The sequence below is a fragment of the Propionibacterium cyclohexanicum genome (assembly GCF_900111365.1).
In the GTDB taxonomy this organism is placed as follows: Bacteria; Actinomycetota; Actinomycetes; order Propionibacteriales; family Propionibacteriaceae; genus Propionibacterium; species Propionibacterium cyclohexanicum.
On record NZ_FOGZ01000040.1, the window covers coordinates 1 to 11,413 of the forward strand.

The window sequence follows — 11,413 nt, forward strand, 5'->3', positions numbered from 1 at the left end:
ACAGCGCGCTCACGCAGCGCGGGATCAATCTTCTTCGGCATGACATCTATCCTTCCAACTCACAAGGATGCGGCATCAAACCTGGGGCGCTTCAGTGTTCCGAGGAGGTCAGGGTGCAACATCGTTCCTCCGGATCGTCCGATCGGAGAGCCCGGTGCTCATCCGGCGGGTCGAATGGGTCGCGGACCATGACTTGCAGGCATCTGGGCATTGGTATGCCCCCTGAGCCGTTGTCACCGGGCCGTCATGCGGTCTATTGAGGGGCTGTTGGCCGGGTTCCGCGGGTGTCGCGGTGAGGATGACGCTGAGGCCGGGGCCGTCTGAGGAAGGGAGCACGTTGATCGCGGTGGAGGCTCTCAACTCACGAGGCGGTCTCGGCTCGCCTTCGGGTTCGGGGCTGAGTCGCTGCGCCGGTGGGCGAGCTCGACCCCCGGCGCCAGCTACCACTCAGCCCCGGTGGCCCGCGACGCGATGGCGGCCTTCCTCTACCGGCTCGACAACGGCAGCCGAGATCTGCTTCGGCCGCTCCACCCAGTTGACCGGGCGGGGCACCCGAAGCGCGCCACCGCTAGAATCTCAACGCAAGAGCCCGCTTGCACGGCGCATCACCGGATGCCCGCAACGGGCTTGACGTCTGTTCGGGCAGGCACGCCCGGCCAGTCGGCCGAACAGGGAGAGCAAATGCCAGGCATCGTCGTTGTCGGCGCCCAGTGGGGCGACGAGGGCAAGGGCAAGGTGACCGACCAGATCGGCGAGAGCGTCGACTACTGCGTCCGTTTTTCGGGGGGGAACAATGCCGGCCACACGGTCGTGGTGAACGGCGACAAGTTCGTCCTGCACCTGCTGCCCTCGGGAATCCTTAACCCGGGCTGCACGACGGTCATCGGGAACGGTGTGGTCGTCGACCTCGATGTCCTCAGCCAGGAGCTCAGCGAGCTGGACCGCCGCGGTGTGCATGTAGCGCGCCCGCTGTTGTCGGCCAATGCGCACATCATCGCCCCCTACCACCAGACGCTCGACCGGGTCACCGAGAGATTCGCCGGTAAGCGCAAGATCGGCACCACGGGTCGCGGCATTGGCCCGGCATACTCCGACAAGGTCAATCGCATCGGCCTGCGTGTCCAGGACCTGCTCGATCCCGTCCGGCTTCGTGAGAAGATCGAGGCCAGCCTGGAGCAGAAGAACCAGATCCTGCTGAAGATCTACAACCACCGCCCCATCGAGGTCGACGCGGTGCTCGACCAGCTGCTGGCCCACGCCGAGGAGTTCGCGCCGTACATCGTGGACACCGGCCGGCTGCTCAACGACGCGCTGGACCAGCACAAGGTCGTTCTCTTCGAAGGTGCCCAGGCACATCACCTCGATGTCGATCACGGCACCTATCCCTATGTCACCAGCTCGAACCCCACCGCGGGCGGAGCCTGCACCGGTTCGGGTGTGGGTCCGACCCGCATCGACCGGGTGGTGGGCATCGCCAAGGCCTACACGACCAGGGTCGGCGAAGGCCCCTTCCCGACCGAGCTGCTCGACGCCGACGGCGAACGGTTGCGTGCCGATGGCGGCGAGTTCGGAGCCACCACCGGGCGCCCGCGTCGTTGCGGCTGGTTCGACGCCCTCGCCGTGGAGCAGGCCGCAAAGATCAACGGCTTCACCGACATCTTCCTCACCAAGCTCGATGTGCTCACCGGCTGGGAGCGGATCCCGGTATGTACCTCCTACGATGTCGATGGCCGGCACACCGATGTCTGGCCACTCACCGAATCGCAGCTGGCGACAGCCACGCCGGTCTACGAGTACCTGCCCGGCTGGACCGAGGACATCTCCGCAGTGCGCAGCTTCTCTGAGCTGCCGAAGACCTGCCAGGAGTACGTGCACTTCCTCGAGGAGCACGTGCACTGCCGCATCAGCGGCATCGGTGTGGGCCCGGGGCGCGAGCAGACGATCGTCATTCACGAGCTGGTCTGATCCCTGCGCCGGGGAGGGCGCGCGTCCTGGGTCTGGCTAGACTTCAGCCGTGGCTGCCCCCGGTACGCAATCCCTGACCGTTCTCGTCGTCGGATCCGGCGGGCGTGAACACGCCCTCGCGCTGGCGATCAGCAAGGATCCGGCGGTCGGATCGGTGCACGTGGCCCCGGGCAATCCGGGCACGGCGCGGATCGCCGCGAACCATCCCCTCGACATCATGGACGGCGACGCCGTCGCTGCCCTGGCCATCGCGCTGCACGCCGACCTGGTGGTCATCGGGCCCGAGGCCCCGCTCGTCGCCGGGATCGCCGACAGCGTCCGGGCCGCTGGGATCGCCTGCTTCGGCCCGAGCCAGGCTGCCGCCCAGCTGGAGGGCAGCAAGGCCTTCGCGAAGTCCGTGATGGCCGACGCCGGGGTGCCCACGGCCCGGGCCCGGGTCTGCACCGATGCCGCTGCCGCCAGCGCCGCCCTTGACGAGTTCGGGGCACCCTATGTCGTGAAGGCCGACGGACTAGCTGCTGGCAAGGGTGTTGTCGTCACCGCCAATCGTGAGGCGGCGCTCGATCATGCGCGCGAATGCGAGCAGGTGGTCATCGAGGAGTACCTGGACGGCCCCGAGCTCAGCCTGTTCGTGATCACCGACGGTGAGAGCGCCGTTCCGCTGCCGGCGGCCCAGGACTTCAAGCGCGTCGGCGAGAACGACGAGGGCCCCAACACCGGCGGCATGGGCTCCTACGCGCCGCTACCCTGGCTGCCCGCCGGCACGGTCGAGACGGTGATGGCGCAGGTCGTCCGCCCCACGCTCGCCCGGATGCGCGAACTCGGCACGCCCTTCGCGGGGCTGCTCTATGTGGGCCTGTCGCTCACCGGCGTCGGGCCGCGCGTCGTGGAGTTCAACGCCCGCTTCGGCGATCCCGAGACCGAGGTCGTGCTGCCCCTGCTCGACGGGCCGTTCGCGCAGGTGCTGCTGGCGGCGGCCATCGGACAGCTGGCGCAGGCACCTCGCCTAGCGTTGCGTCCCGGTGCCTGCGTCGGGGTCGTGCTTGCCTCCCAGGGCTATCCGGCAGCCCCGCACCCGGGCGGAACGATCATGCTGGCCCCCGAGCCAGCCCAGGTGCACGTCGTCCACGCCGGCACTGCGCTGGATGCCCACGGGCAGCTCGTCTCGGCCGGCGGGCGGGTGCTGTGCGTCGTGGCCCACGGCGATGACCTCGAACAGGCCCGGGAGAGGGCCTACGCCCACATCGACGAGATCGACTTCGCCACCGGCTTCTGCCGTCGCGACATCGCCGCACCCGCCCGGCTGGCAGCCATCGCTGCCCGCCTGGGCTGAACCGTCCACCACCGAGGAGACCGCCAGATGATCGTTCCCAACGTTCTCGCCACCCGATACGCCAGCGAGCAGATGACGCACATCTGGTCACCCGAGCACAAGGTGGTTCAGGAGCGGAAGCTGTGGATCGCGGTGCTGGAGGCCCAGCGTGACCTGGGCGTCGACTTCGGTGGTGACGACCCGGACGCCGTCATCGACGACTATCGCCGGGTCGCCGACCAGGTCGACCTGGGTTCCATCGCCGCCCGGGAACGCATCACCCGCCATGACGTGAAGGCGCGCATCGAGGAGTTCAACGCTCTGGCCGGTCACGAGCACATCCACAAGGGCATGACCAGCCGCGATCTCACCGAGAACATCGAGCAGCTCCAGGTGCTGCACTCGCTGCAGCTCGTGCGCTCGCGTACCGTCACGGCCCTGGCCCGGCTCGCGGAGCTCGCCGCCCGCTACGCCGACCAGCCGATCGCCGGGCGAAGCCACAATGTGGCGGCGCAGGTGACCACCCTCGGCAAACGCTTCGCCACCTGCGCCGACGAGCTGCTCATTGCGCACACCCGGCTCGACGAGCTGATCGCGCGCTACCCTGCCCGCGGCATCAAGGGCCCGATGGGGACCGCCCAGGACATGCTCGACCTGCTGGGCGGCGACGAGGCAAGACTGGCCGAATTCGAGCAGCGCATCGCCACCGGCCTGGGATTCGGCAAGGTACTGCGATCCACTGGCCAGGTCTATCCGCGCAGCCTCGACTTCGATGCGCTGAGCGCCCTCGTCCAGACCGCCGCAGCACCCTCGAATCTGGCCACCTCGATCCGGCTGATGGCTGGCAACGAGCTGGTCACCGAGGGTTTCAAGCCAGGTCAGGTGGGCAGCTCGGCGATGCCGCACAAGATGAACACCCGCTCCTGCGAGCGCATCAACGGGCTGTCCGTGGTGCTGCGCGGTCAGCTGTCGATGATCGGCGAGCTGGCGGGCGACCAGTGGAACGAGGGCGATGTCTCCTGCTCGGTGGTTCGCCGCGTGGCCCTGCCCGACGCCTTCTTCGCGATCGACGGGCTGTTCGAGACCTTCCTCACCGTGCTCGCCGACTTCGGTGCCTTCCCTGCCATGATCGCCGCTGAACTCGATCACTATCTGCCCTTCCTCACGACCACCAAGATCCTCATGGCGGCGGTGCGCAAGGGTGTGGGCCGCGAGGAGGCGCACGAGGCGATCAAGGAGAACGCGGTTGCGGTGGCGCTGGAACTGCGCGAGAGCGGCGCCACGGTCAACCCGCTGTTCGACCGGTTGGCCGCCGATGGGCGTCTCAAACTGTCTCGCGAGGAGCTGGCACATCTGGTGAGCGCTCCGCTGGAGCTGACCGGTGCCGCCCGCCATCAGGTGCAGGCGGTCATCGACGCTGTCACCCCACTCGTCCAGGCCGATCCGCAAGCGGCCGGCTATCGCCCGGGCGCGCTGCTGTGAGCGTGATGGTCCGGTAGGTAGTTCTTTCAGCATGACCGAGTGTCCTGCGCCGCCATGTCGTTTCAGATACCAGGAGACCACGGGCGTCTCTCCAGCCGCTGCACGATGAACCGGGTGCGCGTGGGGTACGCACTGTCGACAGCGATACACCCAGACCGCGACAGCTCCGTGATCACACACTGGTGTCGTGTTTTTGAAGCCGGTCGGCCTTACCGGGCTTCGCCCATCAGCAGCGCTCACCACGGACTGCGCCATGCCATGTCAATGGTCCCTCATATTCCAAAGTCATTCTTGCGGCCCCTCGACATGCCCTCGGCCTCATCGCCGTGGGGGCGAGAGCATGCAAACCCATCAACTTCTGCCGTTCTCAGGACTCTTCCTATTGGATGAAGTCGCCGAACGAGATCGCGCAGCGAACAAGGAATCGAACCCATGGTGCTGTCGCAGGTATCTTTGACCGGATCTTCTCGCGTCACGAACGCTTATGCGACATAGCCCCGTTCCTTTCCGCCATGAGAATCGGCGATGAGAACGAGATGGCAAGTATCACTGGGACGCCCACGAGCACGCACACCAGCGACCATGCCAGCTGGGCCTGCGCGGCGTTGACGATGACCAACCCGATACCGGCATTGAGCCCGCTCGAGACGATGTTGGCACCGACTCCGCAGATCGAGAACCAGCGTGCCCGCCACTGCGGGTTTGGAACCGTGCGCGCGATGAGGCTCGCAAAGAAGGGCCGGTACACGCCCTTCGTCACGGCGAAAAGAATCGCCCCCAACAAGATCAGCAGAACCGAGGGCACCGCCAACAGCACCAAGGACACTGCCGCCACTCCGAACAACGCACCCATCGTCCGCATCGCACCCCAGTCTTCGGTCCTGTTGTGCACACGCCGACCCAAGCCCAGCGACGAGACAAGGTTGGTGACCACCATGACTGCGGCAATGACCCACAGATGATCGACTCCGAAAAAGGTGACTTCCGACAGTCTCAACTGGATCGTGCGGTTCTGGAGCTGATTGGCACCGTCCAGGGCCCCGAGGCCCAGGCAGATGGACAGGATCACGACAATCACTCTGCCAGTCAGCGCGGCGCGGACCACGCTCCAGCCATGGCCGGGGGAGTGGCCGGAATCCGCCATGCGGTCCGCTGTCTCGTGATCCGGCCGGATCGTCCAGACCAGTAGCGCCGCTGCGGCGATCGACGCGAACTGCAGCACGAAGACAAGCGGAGGGAACAGCTTGTATGCGCCGACCCCGACCACGAAGAGGACTGCTGTGAACGCGTAGAAGTTCCGGTTCAGCTCGAACAGCGCACCTTTCAGTTCGTCAGGACCCACCAAGTCCATCAGCATTGTGTTGTCAGACCCGGACATGAGGGCAGACGCCGCTGAAATCGAGAACAGATACAGCCCGAAACCCAACGGCCCGTGCACCAGCGCGGTGGCCAGGAACCCGGCCGCGAAAACCGCCAGGCCGAGCGTATAGGGATAGCGTGGAGACGAGCGATCCGACCACAACGACAACGGAACGTCAAGGACCATCGACACAATCCCCGAGAGCGCCATGCCAGTGAGGTACATCGACACCGAGACACCGGCGTGATCAGTCCACCACAGTGCAAGCACGGGAAGGGTCAGCGCGGTCGAGCGCAGATAGTACGCGAGTCGATACCTCTCCAGGTAACTCAAGCTCATATACAGAAAACCCTGCCTCAATGGACCGCACAAATCCCTGACTTCCCGATTCTATCCAATGGAACAGTCGGTTGCCACGAATCATCTCGGAATGATTCGGCTGGCAATTGGGAGTGCGTCGCGGGGCTGATGCGAACAGGCGGGATCGCTGGGATCAGTCCCGAACCGGGCAGCCGGACCAACCGACCGCCTGTCCGGGGAATGGGGGGACAACTCACCACGGCGGTTTGAGAGGGAGGGGATGCCCTGACTCCCGACTCCTCGCGGGCAGTCTGGCCCAGCAAGTATGAACTCAGCGCACCGGTCATTGCCGAGATCGAGTCCGGCCACGAGCTCCTTGCCAGAGCTCTGTGGGCGGCCGCGCCTGTGTGGCAGCTGGGCCCAGGGGCTGCTGGGCCTCATGCCGGGCCTGTAACACAATCCGGCGACATCGTCAGGACAAGCAATCATGAAGCCGGGGGATTTCAAAGGATTGCGCTGCGACCAGATGTCCAGTAGACTCCTGAACGATATCACCCTGGCGTTATCCCTGACGCGGAGGAGGAACAGGTGAACCAGCGCGAATTGATCAATGCAGCGCTCGGCGATCTCGCTGCCGTGCCATGGTGATGACTGCTATGCGCTCGCCACTCTTGCGCTAGTCCTAGATCATTCTATTGTGGTGCATCGGGACAGTGCCAGCCTACCCTCAATCGAGGTGTTCCCGCGTGTGCGTTTCGATTCGAGGAATGATAATCATCATTTCGTGGCTGATCTGTGTTCCTTGCACGAACTATCGATCGAACGACTGTTTCTGCGACAATGAGAAAGTGATCATGAATACCACCGAGCTGAGCGTGTGGCGAATCCGCGACTATCGGACGTGGTTCATGGGTGACACCGCATCCGAGATCGGCGCTTGGATCTCCTCACTCGCGATGACCCTTCTCGCGTATTCTGTCACCCGCGATGTCTGGCTGGCCGGGGTCATCGGGGCGGCGGAGGCGACCGCCCGGGCGGTCGGGGTGCTGCCCGGTGGTGTCATCGCAGATTCCCTCGATCGCCGGAAACTGATGATTGCCGCGGCAGCTGCTTCTGCAATCCCCTATGCCATACTGATCATTTGCTGGTACTCCGGCGTCCTGTCATTTTGGCCGCTTCTGGTGATCTGTCTTGTCAAGGGTGCCCTGACCGGCATCTTCGGCAAAGTCACGAATGTCATCCTCCCGACGATCGTGCCCAAAAAGCTCCTGGGCTCCGCGACGGCAGCAAACCAGACCAGAGATGCCGCAATCAACCTCGGAAGTGGGCCGATCGGTGGCTTTCTCTTCGGCCTCGCGCCGATGTTGCCTTTTGCTCTCTCGATTTGTTCCTTCTTCGCTGAGCTGTGGTCTGCACGGCACATTCAGGCAGACTTGAGACCGGCAGGCGCTGATCCGTCCGAGCCGGTTCTGCGGAAGCTCAGATGTGGTGTTGCCTGGGTTTTCCGGCACACCCTGCCCCGAGCGAACTTCTTCATCTTCCTGGCGTTCAATATCTCTTGGACGGGGATCGTCACGGCAGTGACCCTCCACCTCCTGGCAACCGGTACCACGTCTGCTGCGGTGGGAACGATGTCCGCCATGTTGGGTGGCGGTGTGCTGCTGGGCGGATTCATTTCCGGATGGCTGGTCGCACGGCTGAGAGGAGGATTTCTGCTCCAGCTCACATATGCCTGGACTCTCTTGGTTGCCGTGTTGTGCGTGTTCTCGGCAACGTGGTGGGGCACCGGATTGATCTTCGGGGCGGCGGCCATAGGGATTGTCCCGATGAACTCCACCTTGCAGGCCTATATGGCCATGAAAACTCCCGACAACTTGCTCGGCCGGATGATCTCTGTGATGGTCCTGTCGAGCATGGCTGCGGTCGGATTGTCGTCAGCGATCGCTGGCGCCCTGCTCGACGGCCTCGGATACAGAGGCGCCATTCTGGCGCTGACTTGCGTCGGGATTGTCGGTATCGTGCTGTGCATCGGGACACGAGAGATACGTGAGATTCCGGCTCGCAGCGAACTCGCCACGGTCGAGAAGATCCCAGGATGAACACACCGGCACCGGAGCCGACACCTGCGGCGTGCGTTCATAGCCTTCGGCCTGCTGGCGTTGGCCGGTGGCGTTCCGCGTAGGGTGTGCCCGTGGCTGACGCGCACTATGCATCCCTTGGACTTCCCCTCATCCATGCCGGGAAGGTGCGCGAGCTCTATGCGCTGCCCGGCGATGACTCCCGCCTCCTGATGGTGTCCACGGACAACATCTCGGCCTTCGACTTCGTGCTCGACTCGCTCATTCCTGGCAAGGGCATCGTGCTCACTCAGCTTTCGCTGTGGTGGTTCGACCGGCTGGCCGGCATCGTCGCGAACCATGTCGCGGACACCCGGGTTCCCGAGCCGGTGCGCGGGCGGGCGATCGTCGCCGAGAAGCTCGCGATGATCCCGGTGGAGTGCGTGGCGCGGGGCTACCTCACCGGCTCCGGCTGGCTGGAATACCAGCACAGCGGCACGGTGTGCGGCATCGCCCTGCCCGCCGGCCTGCACGACGGGTCCAAGCTGCCCCAGCCGATCTTCACCCCGGCCACGAAGGCGCCGATGGGGGAGCACGACGAGAATGTCAGCTTCGAGGAGATGTGCGCCACCGTCGGCGCGGACGATGGGGCGGCGATCCGCGATCTGAGCCTGCGCATCTACGCCCACGCCGAGCAGATCGCGCGGGCCCGGGGGATCGTGCTCGCCGACACCAAGTTCGAGTTCGGAAAGCGCCCCGACGGCACCATCGTGCTCGCCGACGAGGTGCTCACCCCGGATTCCTCGCGCTTCTGGGATGCCCGCGCCTATGACGAGGGCCGGCTGGAGAGCTTCGACAAGCAGTATGTGCGCAACTGGCTGCTCAACGACTCCGGCTGGGACCGGGCCTCGGGCGCTCGCCCCCCGTCGCTGCCGCCAAGCATCGTGGACGCCACCCGGGCGCGCTATCTCGAGGCCTTCGAGCGGATCACGGGTGCTGCAATCACGGTGTGACACCGGCCGGCGCCGAGCGAGCGGGGTCCGCCCAGCATGAGGGCGGTCTGCCGGACGGGTCGGAATGCATTGCAGGCAGGCCTACTGTGGTTGGAGTGAGCAGTAGGCGGGCCGCGGATCGCGAAGTGAGCCAGGATGCCTCGTCCCCGGGCGAGTCCGGGGGGCAGCGGGCAGTCGTCCGGGCGAGGATCTTCACCTTGACGGCGATGTGCCTCGCCCAGTTCATGTTGATGCTCGATGTGACGATCGTCAACATCGCCTTGCCATCCATGCAGAGGGAACTGCATCTGGCCAACAGCGGGCTGGAGTGGGTGATCAGCGCCTACTCGCTCAGCCTCGCCGCGCTGATTCCCTTCGGAGGTGCGCTTGGCGACCGGTTCGGGCGCAAACGTTGGTTCCTGACCGGGCTGCTCGTCTTCACGGCCGGCAGCATCGGCTGCGCGCTGTCGAGCTCTGGCGCGATGCTGGTGACGAGCCGGGCAGTGCAGGGCATCGGTGGCGCCCTCATGGTCACGTTGACGCTGTCCATCGTCACGCTGGCCTTCCCGCAGGCCCAGCGTGCCTGGGCGATCGGCTTGTGGGGTTCGCTCGGTGGTCTCGGATTCGGTGCCGGCCCGCTCGCCGGCGGCCTTCTCCTGGCGCATTTCCGCTGGTCGGCGATCTTCTGGGTCAATGTGCCGCTTGCGCTTGTCACTCTCCTGCTCACTTGGCGCTTCGTGCAGGAGTCGCCCCGGGGCCAGGCCGGCTCGCTCGACATCGGCGGGGTGGTCTTGTCGGGCCTGGGCCTTGTGGGTCTCGTCTACGGGCTCATCGGTGCCGCGGCGGGAGTGTGGGCCTCCCCCAAGGTCATTGCGCCGCTGGTCATCGGCCTCGCGCTGCTCATTGGTTTCGTGAGATGGGAACGCGTGGCGCCGTCGCCCATGATGCCGCTCGACCTGTTCGGCTCGGTCGGCTTCACGACGGGCATGAGCGTCTATTTCTTCAATTACCTCGCCCTGAACGGCGTGATGTTCTACATGGCGCTGTTGTACCAGGACGTCAAGGGATGGAGCGTGCTGGGCACCGGGCTGTCCTGGCTGTTCATGAACATCCCCTTCGTGCTGGCCTCCCAGGGCGCCGCGAAACTCACCCGGTTCGCCCGCCCCGGCGTCATCGTCGTCACCGGCGCGATCGTCGAGATGTCGGGCGTCCTGCTGCTCAGCCAGGTCGGCGCAAGCACGCCGTTCGCCCTCACCGCAGCAGGCTTCTTCCTGCTGGGGCTCGGTCCCGGCCTCATGACCCCCACCGCCACTCATATGGCCATGTCGGACGCACCCGCGGCGGTGGCCGGCTCGGCCTCGGGGGTGCTCAATGCGAGCCGCCAGCTCGGCTCGTCCGTGGGCTTGGCAGTGCTCGGGGCACTCGGCGCGGCGGCTGCCGGGCGGCGCTGGGCGGACACGGTGGCCGGGCTGCCTGCAGGGATACACGCTCAGGCCGAGGCCCTGCTGCCCGCCGTGGCGGGTGGGCGCCTGTCCGAGGTCACAGCGCAGCTCGGTGAGGCGGTGCGTCCCGGCGCGGTGGACGCCTTCACCGCCGGTTCCCGAACGGCGCTGCTGGCGGCAGGCGTCTGCATGCTGATCTGCGTGCTCATCGCTGTGCGGGGCCTGAGGCACAGGGGCTGAGGACGGCGCCGCTCAGGGCCCACCCGATGCGCCCGTCAGCCATGAGAACGACCTTGCCAAAGCCGTGACGAGGAGCTCCTCCCGGTCCCACGCGGCCCTGTCGAGACGGATGGTCACGCTGAGCTGCCCGGCATAGCTGATCGCTGCGAAGACCACGCTCACATTGCCGGCTCATCCCAATCGAGGGTGTAGTTGGGGTCTGAATCCGCCTGTCTCGAGCAGGCTTCTGGCGATGTAGTTGGTGAGGTTGCGGAAGCCCAGGG

At 65.7% G+C, this 11,413-nt stretch carries 8 protein-coding genes; 6 read left to right on the forward strand and 2 right to left on the reverse strand.

The features are described 5' to 3' along the window. The first annotated feature begins 681 nt into the window (after positions 1–681). The 3 genes from BMX93_RS12295 to purB all read left to right on the forward strand — a co-directional run bounded on the left by BMX93_RS12295 (position 682) and on the right by purB (position 4,759). Entirely contained in the window at positions 682–1,965 is a 1,284-nt protein-coding gene (locus BMX93_RS12295) for an adenylosuccinate synthase (RefSeq protein WP_091971529.1), read from the forward strand. Positions 1,966–2,038: 73 nt separating this feature from the next. Further along, positions 2,039–3,298 carry a phosphoribosylamine--glycine ligase gene (gene purD, locus BMX93_RS12300; protein ID WP_091971565.1) on the forward strand — a complete coding sequence of 420 codons (1,260 nt, stop codon included), beginning with the start codon at positions 2,039–2,041 and terminating at the stop codon, positions 3,296–3,298. 27 nt (positions 3,299–3,325) lie between these two features. Then, positions 3,326–4,759: an adenylosuccinate lyase gene (gene purB, locus BMX93_RS12305; RefSeq protein WP_091971532.1), complete on the forward strand. Its 1,434-nt coding sequence runs from the start codon at positions 3,326–3,328 to the stop codon at positions 4,757–4,759. A 472-nt stretch (positions 4,760–5,231) separates the two neighbouring features. Here the strand turns inward: purB and BMX93_RS12310 are convergent, their stop codons facing one another. Then, positions 5,232–6,458 (reverse strand): MFS transporter, encoded by a 1,227-nt coding sequence (locus BMX93_RS12310; protein ID WP_091971535.1) that lies wholly within the window; start codon positions 6,456–6,458, stop codon positions 5,232–5,234. 728 nt (positions 6,459–7,186) lie between these two features. On the opposite strand from BMX93_RS12310, the gene BMX93_RS12315 reads away from it, so the two are divergent. From BMX93_RS12315 to BMX93_RS12325, 3 genes are all read left to right on the forward strand, one after another. Beyond that, positions 7,187–8,518: an MFS transporter gene (locus BMX93_RS12315; protein ID WP_091971538.1), complete on the forward strand. Its 1,332-nt coding sequence runs from the start codon at positions 7,187–7,189 to the stop codon at positions 8,516–8,518. Positions 8,519–8,610: 92 nt separating this feature from the next. Then, positions 8,611–9,489 carry a phosphoribosylaminoimidazolesuccinocarboxamide synthase gene (locus BMX93_RS12320; protein WP_091971541.1) on the forward strand — a complete coding sequence of 293 codons (879 nt, stop codon included), beginning with the start codon at positions 8,611–8,613 and terminating at the stop codon, positions 9,487–9,489. Positions 9,490–9,584: 95 nt separating this feature from the next. Then, positions 9,585–11,150, forward strand: a complete 1,566-nt coding sequence (locus BMX93_RS12325; RefSeq protein ID WP_143052918.1) for an MFS transporter — start codon at positions 9,585–9,587, stop codon at positions 11,148–11,150. Positions 11,151–11,162: 12 nt separating this feature from the next. Here the strand turns inward: BMX93_RS12325 and BMX93_RS13005 are convergent, their stop codons facing one another. Then, positions 11,163–11,312 carry a hypothetical protein gene (locus BMX93_RS13005; protein WP_177170235.1) on the reverse strand — a complete coding sequence of 50 codons (150 nt, stop codon included), beginning with the start codon at positions 11,310–11,312 and terminating at the stop codon, positions 11,163–11,165. Between the last annotated feature and the right edge of the window lie 101 nt (positions 11,313–11,413).